The organism is Flavobacterium sp. CSZ, from assembly GCF_015350725.1.
GTDB lineage: Bacteria > Bacteroidota > Bacteroidia > Flavobacteriales > Flavobacteriaceae > Flavobacterium.
Map to the genome: position 1 here is coordinate 83,161 of NZ_JADKPQ010000022.1, position 15,763 is coordinate 98,923.

Sequence of the window (15,763 nt, forward strand, 5' to 3'; positions counted from 1 at the left end):
TTGAAACTATTTTTTACAAGTTATGAACGGCTTGCTTAAACTGCTTTCCTCTGTCTTCGTAATTTTCGAATAAATCGAAACTTGCGCAGGCTGGAGACAATAAAACTGCATCACCTTTTTCTGTTAGACGTTGCGCTGTTTTCACCGCATCGTTCATATTATTTACTTCAACCATGATATCTACTACATTTCCAAAAGCATTGATGATTTTATGATTATCAACTCCAAGGCAAATAATAGCCTTTACTTTTTCACGAACCAATGACATCAATTCGTTGTAATCGTTTCCTTTATCAACACCTCCAACAATCCAAACAGTTGGCACATTCATGCTATCTAAGGCAAAGAAAGTAGCGTTTACATTGGTTGCTTTCGAATCGTTGATGTATTGTACATTCTGAATTTTTAGAACTTTTTCTAAACGGTGTTCAACACCTTGAAAATTAGATAAACTTTCGCGGATTGTTGCATTTCTAATTTGCATCAATTTCGCTACAGAGCTTGCTGCCATTGCGTTTTTCATGTTATGTTTTCCTTCTAACGCAATGTATTCTGTTTCCATTGTAAACTCTTCTTGGTTGATCTTTATTTCCATTTTGTTGTTATTTATAGAAGCCCCTTCATCAAATTTTTCAGTCAATGAAAAAGGAATTAATTTTGCTTTTGTTTTGTTGTTTTTTAACCATTCTGCAATTGCCTGATCATCTGCATCGTAAATAAGATAATCGCTCTCGGTCTGATTCATTGTTATTCGAAACTTAGAATCGATGTAATTTTGATATTTATATTCATACCGGTCTAAATGATCCGGACTAATATTTGTAATAATGGCAATATCCGGCCTGTAATCTATAATTCCGTCGAGCTGAAAACTACTAAGTTCAAGCACATAGGCATCGTACTTATTTTCGGCTACCTGCCAGGCAAAACTCTTTCCGATGTTTCCTCCTAAACCAACATTTAAACCTGCTGATTTCAACAAGTGATGTGTTAACATCGTTGTGGTAGTTTTACCGTTACTACCTGTAATCCCGATAGTCAATGCTTCTGTAAATGGTTTAGCGAACTCAATTTCTGAAATCACCTTAATTCCGGCAGCGATCAGTTTTTGTACTATGGGAGATTTCTCTGGAATTCCCGGACTTTTCATTACCACCTCGGCATTTAAAATCAGGTCTTCGGTATGTTTTTCTTCTTCCCAAGCAATTTTATTAATGATAAGAACTTCTTTATAGCTCTCTTTTATTTTTCCAAAATCTGATACAAAAACTTCGTATCCTTGTTTCTTTCCGAGAATAGCGGTTCCAACACCACTTTCTCCTCCACCAAGTACTACCAATCTCTTCATCTATCTTAATTTTAAAGTAACAATTGATAATATGGCTAACATGATGGCAACAATCCAAAAACGAGTTACAATTTTACTCTCATGGTATCCTTTCTTTTGATAATGGTGATGCAACGGTGACATCAGAAAAATTCTTCGGCCTTCGCCAAAACGTCTTTTTGTATATTTAAAATAAGCTACCTGAATAATTACCGAAGCACTTTCTGCAAGGAAAATTCCACAGAATAAAACAATCAATATTTCTTTACGAACTGCAATTGCCAAAACTGCTATAATTCCTCCAATAGTCAAACTACCTGTATCTCCCATAAAAACGGATGCGGGATAGGAATTGTACCAGAGAAAACCAATCAACGCCCCCACAAAAGCCGATATAAAGACGGTCATCTCACCGGAATTGGGGATATACATAATATTGAGATAATTAGAAAAAATAATATTTCCCGATACAAATGTGAATATCCCGAGCGCGAGTACCGATATTGCCGAAGTTCCTGCAGCAAGACCATCAATTCCATCAGTTAGATTTGCTCCGTTTGAAACGGCAGTTATAATAAAAATAACAACCGGAATAAAAATCAACCAGGCCCATTTTTCGTATCCTTCACCTGTCCAGGCAAGCAATTCAGCATAATCAAATTCGTTGTTTTTCACAAAAGGAATCGTCGTTGCTGTCGATTTTTCTTCAATTTGTGCAGGCATAACTATCGAAGAAGATGCTTTTACTCCTCCATTATAACCTGTATCTGTTCTAACGGTAACTGCAGGATTAAAATAAAGTACTGTTCCTACAATAAGCCCTAAACCTACCTGGCCAATAACTTTAAAAATTCCCTTAAGACCTTGCTTATCTTTTTTGAATATCTTGATATAATCATCTACAAAACCAATTGTTCCCATCCATAATGTGGTCACAATAAGCAATACGATATAGATGTTTTGCAAACGAGCAAACAACAACACTGGCACAAGAGTGGCAAAAATGATAATCAGACCTCCCATTGTTGGCGTTCCTGCTTTTTCATTCTGACCGGCAAGTCCAAGCTCACGAACTGTTTCACCAACTTGTTGACTACGTAAAAAATTGATAATTCTTTTTCCGTAAATTGTTGATAATAGTAAGGAAAGCATAAATGCTAAAGCTGACCTAAAAGTGATGTACTGAAAAACCCCCGCCCCCGGCATGTCTAATGTTTTTCTCAAGTATTCAAATAAATAGTATAGCATATATCTTTTATTTTAAATTCCAATCTTGATATTCCAAACTCCAATTTTAATGTGTGGTATTTTAGAATTAAAATTGATTATTATTTATTTAGTTGATTTAAAATTTCTTTTACTGTTTCCATATCATCAAAATGATGACGAACACCATTTATTTCCTGATAGGTTTCATGACCTTTACCGGCAATTAAAATAATATCATTTGGCTGAGCCAATTGACAAGCCGTTTTTATAGCCTGTTTTCGGTCGGTAATTCTCAATACTTTTTTATAATTATGAGCTTCAACACCTCTTTCCATTTCATCCAGAATCACTTCAGGATCTTCGTTTCTTGGATTATCAGAAGTTAAAATCGCTTTATCACTAAGATCTGTAGCAATTTTGGCCATAATTGGTCTTTTCGTCTTGTCTCTGTTTCCGCCGCAACCCACAACTGCAATTAGCTGTTCGTTTTTAGTACGGATATCACCTATCGTTTTTAGAACATTATCCAGAGCATCCGGAGTATGTGCATAATCTACAATTGCTGTAATATTTCCTTCTGAAACAATGTATTGAAAACGTCCTGAAACACTCTCCAAATCAGACAGTAATCGTAATGCTTCGAGACTATCCATTCCTAATTCTACAGCGGTTCCGTAAATTGCCAAAACGTTGTAAGCATTAAAAGTTCCAATTAGTTTTACCCAAACTTCATTGTCATTTACTTTTAATAATAAACCCGACAATTGGCTTTCTAATATTGTAGCTTTAAAATCGGCATACGATTTTAAGGCGTATGTAAATTTTCTGGCCAAGGTGTTTTGCAACATCACAGGTCCGTTTTTATCATCGATGTTAGATAAAGCAAAAGCTGTTTTTGGCAACGAATCAAAAAATGACTTTTTTACATCTCTGTATTCTGCAAAAGTTGGATGATAATCCAAATGATCGTGCGACAAATTCGTGAAAACTCCTCCAACAAAATGCAAAGCCTCTGTGCGTTTTTGATGAATTCCGTGTGAACTCACTTCCATAAAACAATGCGTTACACCTGCTTGGATCATTTCGTTTAAAAAATGATTGATTGTAATTGAATCCGGCGTTGTATGGGTTGCTTTATATTCAGCCTCATCAACCATGATTTTTACCGTTGATAATAAACCAACTTTAAAACCTGCTTTTTGAAACAATTGAAACAATAATGAAGCAATTGTAGTTTTTCCGTTTGTGCCAGTAACGCCAACTAATTTTAACTTTTCAGAAGGATTTCCAAAATAATTAGCCGCCATAAAAGCCAAAGCGGTATTGGTATCTTTTACTTTAATATAAGTGATTCCTTTTTCGACATGCTCGGGCAACGTATCGCAAATGATCGCAACTGCGCCTAATTGAATCGCTTTTTCTATATAATGATGACCATCAGAAAGTGATCCGCGAATCGCTACAAAAACATCTTTCTCTTCAATTTTTCTTGAATCAAAATCAATTTTATGTATATCGATTTCTGTTGAACCTGTTACAGACTCAATAGCTACTTTATATAATATGTCTTTCAGTATCTTCACGATAATTCTAATACTATTGTTGTGTTTTTACTAATATTTTGTCCAGCCTGCAAAGACTGTTTTTTTACTTTTCCTACTCCGTTTACTTTTACTTTCAAACCTAAATTTTCCAGTAAAGCAATAGCATCCATTCCCGGCATTCCTTTTAAATCCGGAATTTGATTTAATTTTTTATTCGCCTCTGCCGTATATTTATTATAACTGTCTTCTTGTTTTGGAATCCTTGAATCCAGTTTTTTTATTTTATTGGTAGAAGGTGCGTCTGTAAATATTTTTTGGGCGATTCTTTTAAAAACCGGCCCTGCAACGTCTGCTCCGTAATAATTATTCTTTGATGTATTAGGTTTATGAACCACTACAATACAAGAATATTTAGGATGATCTGCCGGAAAATACCCCACAAAAGAAGACGCGTAATACAACGCCGATTTTCCTTCTTTTCCTCCGTAATTTACCTGAGCCGTTCCTGTTTTACCCGCCATCGAAAAATCTTTCGAATACAGTTTTGATCCTGTTCCTTTTTTAACCACATTGGCTAAAACTGCTTTTAGTTTTTTAATGGTTTCCGGTGAACAAACACTTGGGTTTATCACTTCAACATCAAACTTTTTGATGGTTTTATTCCACTCTTTAATTTCTGATACAAATTGAGGTTTTACCATTACCCCATTATTGGCTACTGAATTATAAAAAGCCAAGGTCTGCATTGGCGTAACCGAAACTCCGTATCCAAATGCCATCCACGGAAGTGAAACACCTGACCAGTGTTTGTCGCCAGGTTGTGGTATATAAGGTCTTCCTTCTCCTTTAAAATGCAATCCTAATGGTTTATCTAATCCATAACTTTTAATGTGATTCACAAACTTGGATGGATTATTTTTATAAGCTTCATACACCGCCTGAACCATTACCGTATTGGATGAAAGTTCAAAACCACGCGCCAATGTAACCTTTCCGTAACCAGCTCTGTGCGAATCAGTAACAGAACGTCCGTAATATTTAACTTGTCCGTTGTGACTATCGTAAACCGTACTTGTATCTGCAACTTTATCATCTAAAATCGCCATTAAATCAACTAATTTAAAAGTAGATCCCGGCTCATGAGATTCTGCTACAGCATAATTGGTAGTTTCATAATACGTCCCGTCTTCTGCTCTTCCCAGATTCGAAATTGCTTTTACATGACCTGTTTCAGTTTCCATCACCACTACACAACCGTGATCTGCTTCATATTCTTCTAATTGTTTCAACAAAGCGTGGTGTGCAATATCCTGAATAAAAACATCGATTGTCGAGATCACATCATAACCATCTATAGGATCGACTTCATTGATATCACGAATCGGTTTCCATTGTCCTTTTGCAATTTTTTGCTTTAAAATCTTACCGTCTTTTCCGTTCAGATAATTTTTAAAAGCCCACTCGATTCCTTTGCCCACTTCTACTCCAGTTGCGGGATCAATTTTATCATAACCAATAGTTCTTTCAGCAATTTTACCTATCGGATGTTTTCTTACCGTTTCCTGCTCAATTATAATCCCTCCTTTGAACGCTCCTAAATTGAATAATGGAAATCCCTTTATTTTCACATATTCAGTATAACTCAACTTACGGGCAATCAAATAATAACGATTTTTATTGGCTCTGGCTTTTCGTAATTCTTTTTCGAAATAACTTCCGGGTTTGCCTAAAACTGTGGACAATGAATCTGATAACGATTTTACATATTTTTCGAAAGTTTCTGTTTTTGGCGCTTTAGCATCAAATCGAATCTCATAATTAGGGATCGATGTTGCCAGTAAACTTCCGTCAGCAGAATAAATATTTCCTTTGTTTGCCGGAATTACAAAATTTCTAACCGTACGCTGTTTGGCCAGTTTTCTATAATAGTCTCCTTCAACCCATTGAATATTGGTTAACTTAACAACAATAGCAATTGCCATCACAAAGATGAAAACTGCTACGAGGTAAATTCTGTAGGATATATGTTTATCGTCTACTGCCATATTCTTTTAAAGAAACTTTTTTCTTCTTCTTTTTTTACTTCTATCTTAACCGGAGGAACCGTTGACGGGAAAATTTGTTTTTCAAGCATTTTATCCGATATCGTTGATTCCATCTTCAACTTCATTAATTCTGAACGACGATCTACAAATTCAGATCGTAATTCTTTTACTTCATTGTTTAGTTTTGCTATTTCAAAAACCTTTTGTTCGTATCGTTGTGTATTGGCAATCATCAGTATAGCAAGCAGAATGATAAAAACAATGAACCTCCAGTTCTTCACCGCGTCATCGTTTAACAGAAATCTTGCTTTTAATATGCCAAATACTCCACTTTTCATTTTCTACCTATATATATTATATCTTCTCGGCAATTCTTAATTTTGCACTTCTTGCTCTATTGTTGATTTTGATCTCAGCATCATCGGGAACAATTAATTTTCCTATTGTTTTATAAGGAACAGAAAAATTTCCAAAAAAATCGCGTTCCGGTTCTCCTTCAAACATTCCGTTTTTAATAAATCTTTTTACCAGTCTGTCTTCAAGAGAATGATATGAGATTACTGAGAATCTTCCGCCCGGATTAAGAATTTCAAGAGATTGCTCGATAAATTCTTTTAAAACATCCATTTCCTGGTTTACTTCAATTCGAATCGCCTGATAAATCTGAGCCAATACTTTATTTCGAATTCGTTCAGGTAAAAATTTCGCCAAAACATCTTTCAGTTCGTCTGTTGTTTTAATTGGGTAATGCTCTCTGGCCTCTACAATTGTTCTGGCCAAAAGCGGTGCATTCTTCAACTCCCCATAATCAAAAAAAACACGACGTAAATCCTGTTCTTCATATTCGTTAACCACACGATAAGCACTTAAATCATTTTTTTGACTCATCCGCATATCGAGTTCAGCATCAAATCTTGTCGAGAATCCTCTTTCTGGAACATCAAACTGATGCGATGAAACACCTAAATCAGCCAAAATCCCATCTACACTTTTAACTCCGTGAAAACGTAAAAATCTTTTTATAAATCTAAAGTTCTCATTAATCAAGGTAAACCGTTCGTCTGGCAGCGCATTTGCTAGAGCATCTTCATCCTGATCAAAAGCAAATAATTTTCCGTTTGGCCCTAATCGTCTCAAAATTTCTTTTGAATGACCACCGCCACCAAACGTTACATCTACATAAATACCATCTGGTTTAATATTTAAACCATCAACTGTAGGATGAAGCAAAACCGGATTATGATATTCCATTGTCGTCGTCATTAATATTTCCCATTACTTCTTCGGCTAAATCTGCAAAATCCATATCTTCGCCGCTTATTGATTTTTCATATAAATCTTTATCCCAAATCTCCACAATATTAACCGCAGATGAAAAAACCACATCTTTAGAAATACTTGAAAAAGCTACCAAATCCTTTGGAACCAATAACCTTCCCAATGCATCAATCTCTACCATTTTAACACCGGCAGTAAATCTTCGAATGAAATCATTGTTCTTTTTTACAAAACGATTCAGCTTGTTGATTTTCTGCATCATCAAGTTCCATTCATCCATTGGATACAATTCTAAACACGGCTGAAAAACAGAGCGCTTCAAAACGAACCCGTCCTGAAGAGAAGAAGCCAATTGCTTTTTTAAGGGTGCAGGCATCATTAGCCTCCCTTTAGCATCGACTTTACACTCATATGTTCCAACAATTGTGTTCAAGAAAAATACATTGATATGTTATACAGCAAAAATATAAAAAATATTACCACATTTTACCACAATATACCACTTTGTTAATAAGTTTAACCACTTTCTTACCACTATCCTTAATTTATGGACAATCAATACTTTAACTTATAATTAACGAAAACTCAATAACACTTCGACATCAAAAAAATAATGCATAATATTTCTTAAAAAATTAGTTATAATGCAGTTTTCTTAACATTTAGGAAACACACCAAAAACACCTATAAAAGCTGATTTTTAACCACTTACAAGTTCTACTAAAATTATCTAGTTAAAAAACGGTGGCAAAAATTCATTTTTATTTATTAAACCCTATATTTGTCCCAATTGAAATTGGCATTAAATTAAATGGACAAACACTACAAAAAAGAAGGCAAATACAGCTATTATGAAGCTGGAGAAGGAACTCCTATCGTTATTTTACATGGCTTAATGGGAGGCCTTAGTAACTTTGATGCTGTAGCAGAATATTTCCCAACGAAAGGATACAAAGTTGTTATCCCGGATTTGCCAATATATACTCAGAGTATTTTAAAAACGAACGTAAAAAGCTTTGCTAAATACGTTAAAGATTTTATCACTTTTAAAGGTTATGATAAGGTCATTTTACTAGGCAACTCATTAGGAGGCCACATCGCACTTTATCACACAAAACTATATCCCGAAAAAGTTGCAGGACTTGTAATTACCGGAAGTTCTGGTCTTTACGAAAGCGCAATGGGAGACAGCTACCCTAAAAGAGGCGATTACGAATACATCAAAAAGAAAGCTGAAGATGTATTTTACGATCCTAAAATTGCAACTCCGGAACTAATAGATGAAGTTTATGCAACGGTTAATGATCGTATCAAACTGATCAAAACCCTAACGATTGCCAAAAGCGCAATTCGTCATAATATGGCCAAAGATTTACCAAAAATGACAGTGGAAACCTGTATTATTTGGGGTAAAAATGACGCCGTAACTCCGCCGAATGTGGCCGAAGAATTTGACAAACTATTACCTAATTCAACTTTGTATTGGATAGACAAATGTGGACACGCTGCTATGATGGAACATCCTCAGGAATTCAACACAATTCTTGAAGAATGGCTCGTTAAAACGAATTTATAGCACCTAACTTTCGACTTTAAGGAGGTCTTAAACACAAAAAACATGAAAATTAATACCGCCGAATTTATTATCAGTAATTCTGAAGTTGCAAAATGTCCGCAGGATTTTTTGCCGGAATATGCTTTTATCGGAAGATCAAACGTGGGGAAATCTTCGTTGATCAATATGCTTACCAATCATAAAAATTTAGCAAAAACTTCAGGAAGACCTGGAAAAACTCAATTGATTAATCACTTTAAGATTAACAATAATTGGTTTTTAGTCGATTTACCTGGTTACGGTTATGCTAAAGTATCTAAAAAAACAAAATCGGTTTTCCAGCAATTCATTACAGATTATTTTGAAACCAGAGAACAATTAGTTTGCGCTTTTGTTTTGATTGATATTCGCCATGAAGCTCAAAACATCGACATCGAATTTATGTCGTATATGGGCGAAAGCGAAATTCCGTTTTGTATTATTTTTACTAAAGCTGATAAAATCAGTAAAGTAAAAATCGATTCGCACATTGCTGCTTACAAAAAACAAATGTTTGCCAATAACTGGGAAGAAATGCCTCATTATTTTGTGACTTCTGCCACAGAACAAACAGGAAAAGATGATGTTTTAAGCTACATTGATGAAGTGAATCAGGAAGTTTTTAAAAACAACTCGCAATTTTAAAAAAATAAATTCCAAATTTTAAATCCCAAATTCCAATATTGGAAGGGAATTTTAAAGAATATAAAAAATTCCAAATTCCAGTTTTAAACTGGAATTTGGAATTTTTTTATTCGTAGTCACACCTTTTAAAGATATTTTACAGCAAACTCAAAGACAGCATATTTTATATTACATTTGAAACGAATCAATTTGTAATTCATGAAAAATACCACGCTTCTCTTTTTATTTTTATATCGTTTTGCTTTTCATCATGTACTACAGCATCCTACAGATTTGCTACAGGACAACGAACAGGAGTTGATTTCACCTCTGGGAAATGACTTTTAAACGAGCTCGATTGCCCGAGCAGCTCTAAAGACAGACTAACCGAAAAGTCCTTACAGTATTTTAAAAAACATTTAGGTGAAAGATTATTTTACATTCACGATGTTAAAGGATTACTTGTTACCCAAAAAATTAGTTTAAACCCGGGCAAAACAAAACTGAAGGAACTAAAAGACGGAACAGGTTTTGATTTCTTCATTAATATTTCGACCAGAAAAAACAAAAGCGATTTTTCTTCTCTAGAACTTTATCAAAATAACTACGACCGAGGAAGAAATGAAGGATCTGTAATTGTCGAAATTTAGGATCTAAATTTACAACAGATTATTTATTCTCAAAATGTAATTGGAACTACTTCAAAAGTAACCGATCCACCGAACGGAAACACCCAAAAATCAGGTAAACTTGCAGACAACATTATGCTTTATAAAAACACCGATCAATTAGTAGAAGGTGCTTTAAAACGAATATTTAAAGATTTAGATAAAAGATCTGTTAAGTAAAAAAATTCCATTTTTTTAAAATTCCAAATTCCAAACCTTCGACTTCACTCAAGATGACGCAACAATTTAAATAAAATTTCAAAAGCAAAATCCCAAAATCCAACCTTACTATTGGAATTTGGGATTTTTTATATTTTTTAAAATTTCTTTCCAATATTGGAATTTGGAATTTTAAAAATTGGAATTTAACTATTTTGCTAGTTCGAGTTTCTCTGCAAAATAATCACAGAAATCTTTCATTGTGTCTGACATTTTCTCGTCGTCTGTAGCACGTTTAAAAGTATCTGACATGGCTACTAATGTTTGGTGAAAGAAAATTTTCATTTCATCTACCGGCATATCTTTTGTCCAAAGATCAATACGCATCGTTTCTTTGGCTTTACTGTCCCAAATAGACAACATAATAGCTTTTGCTTCTTCTGCCTGCACACCGCCGTCCTGCGCACTCCAGGTTAATTTTTCCGGTACGCGGTTTTCGTCTAATTCTATATTGAATTTAATTTCTGAGTTTATTGTATCTGACATTATTTCTTAGGTTTATATTTTGACTGTTCAAAAATTTCTTTTGCATTTGTTTTTAATAATTCCGGCAAGGTAACATTCGTATTATTCTTCATATAAGATCGTACCATTTGCCATCCGAGCCATGCGCCAATTCGTCCTGGAGAATCATTGTCGATTTCTAAATAAAATTTAGAAAACGGAGCAGGCGCAATAAATCGGGTATTTAATTTTGGATCCTCGCTGTACAACATCTCACTTTCGATAAAAAAGCGCCACATATAGGCTTCATTTTCCTGACTCCATTTTATTTGTTCCGGGGTATAACCAATTTTTTCAGCATCTGTATATTCAGGTAAAAGCAAATCTTTTGCATACAATTGCTTTCCTTCAAAGATCATTTGCGAAACTAAATTTTTATCCGGAAAGGCAGGAATGTTTCTAAAAGCAAAACTAGACACCACATCCGGCATAATTTGTCTTTCCTCAAAATTCTGTTTTAGATAATTTGGGAACTCATAGAACTTATGTTCTTTACCTAAATATAGTTCTAAAGCAACAATAACAAGACTATCAGCATAAATCGCTTTAGCATTATAATCCATTTCTCCAATTACGGTAATTACTTTAGGAGTTTTAGTTTTTGGAAAATAGTATTTTACGTGCTGAAACAACTTATTAAATTCCTGACGGACAGGTTCAAAATTGGCGTATTTTTTTTGCACTTCAGTATATACTTCTCTCCATAAAGGATCCTGCATTTTTTTAAGCCAGATAGCATCATCATTACCTGCCGGAAAAAAGAAAGGATATTGTTTTTTTACTTTCTCCAAATCTTCCGGTTTTGTTTCAAAAAACACTTTATCAAAACGTTCTACCTTTATATCAACCGGGATTTCTTCGACTGCTTTTTCTACTTTGGTTTTTTGCTCACAGGACAAAAAAAACAAGCACAGAACCACTACAAAGCGATAAATTTTCATTTTATTTTAATTAGATTTGTGTTGCTGGATTTTAAGTAAATGTATACTTAAAAATAATTCTGCAAATATACATCCCTGTATCTTAAAACTTGAACTATTATGGCTAAAAAAAGTACCATTCAGACAGAAAAAGTAAATATCCACATTGTAGAGTGGCTAAAAAATTATGCTAACAATGCAAAAGCAAACGGATTTGTAATTGGAATTTCAGGCGGAGTTGACTCTGCGGTAACTTCTACCCTGTGCGCTCAGACGGGTTTACAGGTTTTATGCGTAGAAATGCCAATTCATCAGGCGCCAAATCAAGTTTTAAGAGGAAGAGAACATATTGACCAATTAAAAAAGCGTTTTCCTAACGTTTTGGATGTAAAAACAGATTTAACTGACACTTTTGAAGCTTTTAAGAGCGCTGTGCCTACTACAAAAGATTCAACAAAAGTTAATTTATCCTTAGCAAACACTCGTGCACGTCTGAGAATGACCTCTTTATATTATTTAGCCGGAATTCATGGGCTTTTAGTAGCAGGCACTGGAAACAAAGTAGAAGATTTTGGTGTAGGATTTTATACTAAATATGGAGACGGTGGAGTTGATTTAAGTCCAATTGCCGACTTAATGAAATCAGATGTTTATGCTCTTGGAGAATTTTTAACGATTCCCGAGTCAATTTTAACAGCCGCACCAACCGATGGATTATTTGGTGATAATCGTACTGATGAAGATCAATTGGGCGCAAGTTACGACGAACTTGAATGGGCGATGTTAGCCGCGGAGTCAGGAAAAACGCCAGCTGACTTCATTGGGAGAGAAAAATCTGTCTTTGAAATTTATAAACGTTTAAACACCAGCAACAAGCATAAAATGGATCCAATTCCAGTTTGTATAATACCAAAAACGTTAAAATAAAACATTTTAACATTTGTCTGCAATTAATTACAGAATTTATTTATTAATTTTACAGTTCCAAAAACATGAACAATTCTAAAAAAGGTAAAAATTATGATTAAAGTATGTCTTGCAGACAATCATCCTGTGACTCACTTTGGCGTTAAGTCTTATTTTAAAGACCACGATCAAATTTCAATTGTTGCCAACGTAGGCAATTTTTCAATGGTTAGAGATATCCTTCAAACGAAGGAAATTGACATCCTAATCCTCGACTTAGAGCTCGAAGGCCTCTCGAGCATCTTCGAAGTGAAGTCGATTTTGAAAAATTTCCCAAAAACAAAAATTGTAATTTTTAGTGACCTCGCTGAACAAATGTATGCTCCAAATGCAATTAAAGCAGGAGTTTCCGGGTATGTGCACAAAACAGAAAAACTTGAAACTTTAGGTCTTTCTATTATTAAAGTACACGAAGGAAAAATTATCATCAACGAAACTGTACGTAAAAACATGGCTCTTATTGCTAAACAAAGCAAAAGCGAGCGTTTGTACAGAAAACTTTCCAATCGTGAGATCGAAGTTTTACGTTACTTAAGTGATGGTAAGAAAAACAATGAAATCTCTAAAATCTTAAACCTGAACGAAAAAACGATCAGTACTTACAAATTAAGATTATTGACTAAATTAAATGTTACTAATTTAGTTGACTTAGTTAACAAAGCGAAGACTTTAGAAATTATTTAATGGTACCTCGACATTACTCTTCCTAGTTTTTTCGAGAATGCATTAACTAATTTTGAGTAATCGACAACCATAGACAAAAGCTCTGTATTATCTGAATTATCAGGTTGTATAGAGCTTTTTAATTCCTCGATGATTTTACCCACCAAAAACCAACGCATAGACATAATGGTTTCTGTAACGTATTGCGCTATCGTTTCGTGTTTCATTTTCGAGAAAATATTCTGCCCTTCCCAATCGTGAAGCGTCAGCCTTTCATCTTCCATTAAAATATCGGTAACTTCCTGAGCAAAATCAGGCTGCAAACGCATTAAATACTGTTCGAGACTAAATTTTTCATGTTGGTTATAAAAACCAATTAGGTCTGTAAAAATATCGCGGAACAAATTATTAGAAAGCTCTACCTCATCTTCCTGCAAACTCAGATAAATACGCTGGTATACTTTGTAAGCTCTCATTTCAGAGACCATTACAACTTCACCTTCATCGTTATTTTTTAAAAGTACATCTTCAAATTCTTCTGTCTTATCTCCGTAAAGCAATAAAATCTCAATTACTTTTCGTTCTAAACGATACAAAATATCTACTTTTTCTGCAGGTTCTGCTACCGGATATCCAGGCTCTCCCGGATAATAATCTTCAGGAGGACCATTTCTTGGATCTTCAGGATCTCCTCCTGAAAAACTGCCTTGTTTTGGAGTTTGGTTTCTAAAAACTTCAAACGGTTTTTGTTCCTTCTGTTGCTTTTTACTAACTTCTGCAAGATCTTTTTGAATTAGCTGAGCCAAAGTACTCACTAATACCTGCTCAGAAATATCCATGATTCTGGCACATTCCTGAGTATAAATTTCACGCTGAATACGATCCGGAATTTTCGAAATACTAACGACCATATCGCGAATCAAATCGGCTTTTTTTATAGGATCGTTTTTGGCCTCTTTCATTAAGAGAGACGCTTTAAACTGTATAAAATCTTTACTGTTTTCTTCCAAATAAGCAACAAGATCATCATGCGAATTTTTTCTGGCAAAACTATCGGGATCTTCTCCGTCAGGAAAAGCACAAACCCTTACGTTCATTCCTTCTTCCAGAATCAAATCGATTCCTCGAACAGAAGCTCGTAATCCTGCAGCATCCCCGTCAAACAGCACTGTAATGTTTCTTGTTAACCTATTGATCAAACGAATCTGATCTGGCGTTAAAGCAGTTCCTGATGAAGCCACAACGTTCTCGATTCCGGCCTGGTGAAACTGAATCACATCGGTATAACCTTCAACCAGATAACAATTGTTTTGTTTGGCTATAGATTGTTTGGCCTGAAAAATACCATAAAGTACTTTACTTTTATGGTAAATATCACTTTCTGGCGAGTTCAGGTACTTCGCTGCTTTTTTATCATTGGTTAAAATACGTCCTCCAAAACCTAAAACACGGCCCGACATACTTTCTATGGGGAACATCACACGACCTTTGAAACGGTCAAAAGGACGGTCTTCCCTTGCAATGGTTAGACCGGTACTTTCCAGAAATTCCAGTTTATACCCTTTACCCAAAGCTTCTTTGGTCAGGGCGTCCCAGGTTTCCGGTGAATATCCTAAACTAAACTTTTTGATGGTTTCATTGGTAAAACCTCTTTCTTTAAAATAAGAGAGTCCAATTGCTTTTCCTTCTTCTGAATTTAAAAGTGTTTTATTAAAATAGTCTTTGGCAAATTCAGAAACCAAGTACATACTTTCGCGAACATCCGTCATTGCTTTTTCAGCATCTGTTTGTTCTGTTTCTTCAATTTCAATATTGTATTTTCTGGCCAGATATCGAATGGCTTCCGGATAGGTAAATTGCGAATGCTCCATCAAAAATTTGACAGAATTCCCTCCTTTTCCTGTACTAAAATCTTTCCAGATTCCTTTTGCAGGCGAAACCATGAACGACGGAGAGCGCTCATCTGAGAACGGACTTAATCCTTTATAGTTACTCCCGGCACGCTTTAAATTAACATAATCACCAATAACCTCCTCTACACGAGCAGTTTCAAAAACAGAATCAATAGTAGCTTGTGAAATCAAAACGTAAAATATTTTTAAAAATTTGAAGTCTGTAAAAGTACACAAATGAATCTTGAAATTTGGCGATTTAACATAAAAAAAGCACCTCTTTTCAAGGTGCTTTCTACTAACTAATTAA

The 15,763-nt window shown here is 34.7% G+C and carries 15 protein-coding genes; 5 read left to right on the top strand and 10 right to left on the bottom strand.

The genetic code is table 11. From position 1 onward, the window contains the following. Window positions 1–13: 13 nt before the first annotated feature. The 7 genes from murD to mraZ all read right to left on the bottom strand — a co-directional run bounded on the left by murD (window position 14) and on the right by mraZ (window position 7,836). Entirely contained in the window at window positions 14–1,348 is a 1,335-nt protein-coding gene (murD, locus tag IRZ78_RS21725) for a UDP-N-acetylmuramoyl-L-alanine--D-glutamate ligase (protein ID WP_194618759.1), read from the bottom strand. Further along, window positions 1,349–2,575, bottom strand: coding sequence for a phospho-N-acetylmuramoyl-pentapeptide-transferase (gene mraY, locus IRZ78_RS21730; RefSeq protein WP_194618761.1), 1,227 nt, complete (start codon window positions 2,573–2,575; stop codon window positions 1,349–1,351). 80 nt (window positions 2,576–2,655) lie between these two features. After that, window positions 2,656–4,119, bottom strand: a complete 1,464-nt coding sequence (locus IRZ78_RS21735; protein ID WP_194618763.1) for a UDP-N-acetylmuramoyl-L-alanyl-D-glutamate--2,6-diaminopimelate ligase — start codon at window positions 4,117–4,119, stop codon at window positions 2,656–2,658. Continuing rightward, complete coding sequence (locus IRZ78_RS21740; RefSeq protein ID WP_194618765.1) at window positions 4,116–6,125, bottom strand: penicillin-binding protein; 2,010 nt, start codon at window positions 6,123–6,125, stop codon at window positions 4,116–4,118. Before IRZ78_RS21740 ends, IRZ78_RS21735 begins: the two co-directional genes overlap by 4 nt. Next, entirely contained in the window at window positions 6,116–6,463 is a 348-nt protein-coding gene (locus IRZ78_RS21745) for an FtsL-like putative cell division protein (RefSeq protein WP_089054919.1), read from the bottom strand. Before IRZ78_RS21745 ends, IRZ78_RS21740 begins: the two co-directional genes overlap by 10 nt. Before the next feature lie 16 nt (window positions 6,464–6,479). Then, window positions 6,480–7,388 (bottom strand): 16S rRNA (cytosine(1402)-N(4))-methyltransferase RsmH, encoded by a 909-nt coding sequence (gene rsmH / locus IRZ78_RS21750; protein ID WP_194618767.1) that lies wholly within the window; start codon window positions 7,386–7,388, stop codon window positions 6,480–6,482. Beyond that, window positions 7,363–7,836: a division/cell wall cluster transcriptional repressor MraZ gene (gene mraZ, locus IRZ78_RS21755; RefSeq protein WP_065452162.1), complete on the bottom strand. Its 474-nt coding sequence runs from the start codon at window positions 7,834–7,836 to the stop codon at window positions 7,363–7,365. Before mraZ ends, rsmH begins: the two co-directional genes overlap by 26 nt. Window positions 7,837–8,214: 378 nt before the next feature. On the opposite strand from mraZ, the gene IRZ78_RS21760 reads away from it, so the two are divergent. From IRZ78_RS21760 to IRZ78_RS26345, 3 genes are all read left to right on the top strand, one after another. Further along, the gene (locus IRZ78_RS21760) at window positions 8,215–8,979 is read left to right on the top strand and encodes an alpha/beta hydrolase (RefSeq protein WP_065452161.1); all 765 of its coding nucleotides are present in this window, start codon (window positions 8,215–8,217) and stop codon (window positions 8,977–8,979) included. A 42-nt stretch (window positions 8,980–9,021) separates the two neighbouring features. Continuing rightward, a complete protein-coding gene (gene yihA / locus IRZ78_RS21765; RefSeq protein WP_194618769.1) occupies window positions 9,022–9,642 on the top strand; it encodes a ribosome biogenesis GTP-binding protein YihA/YsxC in 621 nt (206 codons plus the stop codon). A gap of 198 nt (window positions 9,643–9,840) precedes the next feature. Beyond that, the gene (locus IRZ78_RS26345) at window positions 9,841–9,969 is read left to right on the top strand and encodes a hypothetical protein (protein WP_255552312.1); all 129 of its coding nucleotides are present in this window, start codon (window positions 9,841–9,843) and stop codon (window positions 9,967–9,969) included. Window positions 9,970–10,658: 689 nt separating this feature from the next. Here the strand turns inward: IRZ78_RS26345 and gldC are convergent. Both gldC and gldB read right to left on the bottom strand, forming a co-directional pair. Beyond that, window positions 10,659–10,994, bottom strand: coding sequence for a gliding motility protein GldC (gldC, locus tag IRZ78_RS21770; RefSeq protein WP_065452158.1), 336 nt, complete (start codon window positions 10,992–10,994; stop codon window positions 10,659–10,661). Further along, on the bottom strand, window positions 10,994–11,953 hold the full coding sequence (gldB, locus tag IRZ78_RS21775) for a gliding motility lipoprotein GldB (protein WP_194618771.1): 960 nt from the start codon (window positions 11,951–11,953) through the stop codon (window positions 10,994–10,996). Before gldB ends, gldC begins: the two co-directional genes overlap by 1 nt. A gap of 99 nt (window positions 11,954–12,052) precedes the next feature. Between gldB and nadE the strand changes: the two genes are divergently transcribed. Beyond that, window positions 12,053–12,859 carry an NAD(+) synthase gene (nadE, locus tag IRZ78_RS21780; protein ID WP_194618773.1) on the top strand — a complete coding sequence of 269 codons (807 nt, stop codon included), beginning with the start codon at window positions 12,053–12,055 and terminating at the stop codon, window positions 12,857–12,859. 93 nt (window positions 12,860–12,952) lie between these two features. Then, window positions 12,953–13,582, top strand: coding sequence for a response regulator transcription factor (locus IRZ78_RS21785; RefSeq protein ID WP_026730588.1), 630 nt, complete (start codon window positions 12,953–12,955; stop codon window positions 13,580–13,582). On the opposite strand, the gene dnaG is transcribed toward IRZ78_RS21785, so the two are convergent. Beyond that, entirely contained in the window at window positions 13,579–15,645 is a 2,067-nt protein-coding gene (gene dnaG / locus IRZ78_RS21790) for a DNA primase (RefSeq protein ID WP_194618775.1), read from the bottom strand. The genes IRZ78_RS21785 and dnaG overlap by 4 nt on opposite strands. Window positions 15,646–15,763 lie beyond the last annotated feature (118 nt).

Excerpts from the sequence above, each read along its gene's own strand:
- murD (WP_194618759.1), bottom strand. The coding sequence starts at position 1,348 with ATGAAGAGATTGGTAGTACTTGGTGGAGGAGAAAGTGGTGTTGGAACC.
- mraY (WP_194618761.1), bottom strand. The coding sequence starts at position 2,575 with ATGCTATACTATTTATTTGAATACTTGAGAAAAACATTAGACATGCCG.
- IRZ78_RS21740 (WP_194618765.1), bottom strand. The coding sequence starts at position 6,125 with ATGGCAGTAGACGATAAACATATATCCTACAGAATTTACCTCGTAGCA.
- IRZ78_RS21745 (WP_089054919.1), bottom strand. The coding sequence starts at position 6,463 with ATGAAAAGTGGAGTATTTGGCATATTAAAAGCAAGATTTCTGTTAAAC.
- rsmH (WP_194618767.1), bottom strand. The coding sequence starts at position 7,388 with ATGACGACGACAATGGAATATCATAATCCGGTTTTGCTTCATCCTACA.
- IRZ78_RS21760 (WP_065452161.1), top strand. The coding sequence starts at position 8,215 with ATGGACAAACACTACAAAAAAGAAGGCAAATACAGCTATTATGAAGCT.
- yihA (WP_194618769.1), top strand. The coding sequence starts at position 9,022 with ATGAAAATTAATACCGCCGAATTTATTATCAGTAATTCTGAAGTTGCA.
- IRZ78_RS26345 (WP_255552312.1), top strand. The coding sequence starts at position 9,841 with ATGAAAAATACCACGCTTCTCTTTTTATTTTTATATCGTTTTGCTTTT.
- gldC (WP_065452158.1), bottom strand. The coding sequence starts at position 10,994 with ATGTCAGATACAATAAACTCAGAAATTAAATTCAATATAGAATTAGAC.
- gldB (WP_194618771.1), bottom strand. The coding sequence starts at position 11,953 with ATGAAAATTTATCGCTTTGTAGTGGTTCTGTGCTTGTTTTTTTTGTCC.
- nadE (WP_194618773.1), top strand. The coding sequence starts at position 12,053 with ATGGCTAAAAAAAGTACCATTCAGACAGAAAAAGTAAATATCCACATT.
- IRZ78_RS21785 (WP_026730588.1), top strand. The coding sequence starts at position 12,953 with ATGATTAAAGTATGTCTTGCAGACAATCATCCTGTGACTCACTTTGGC.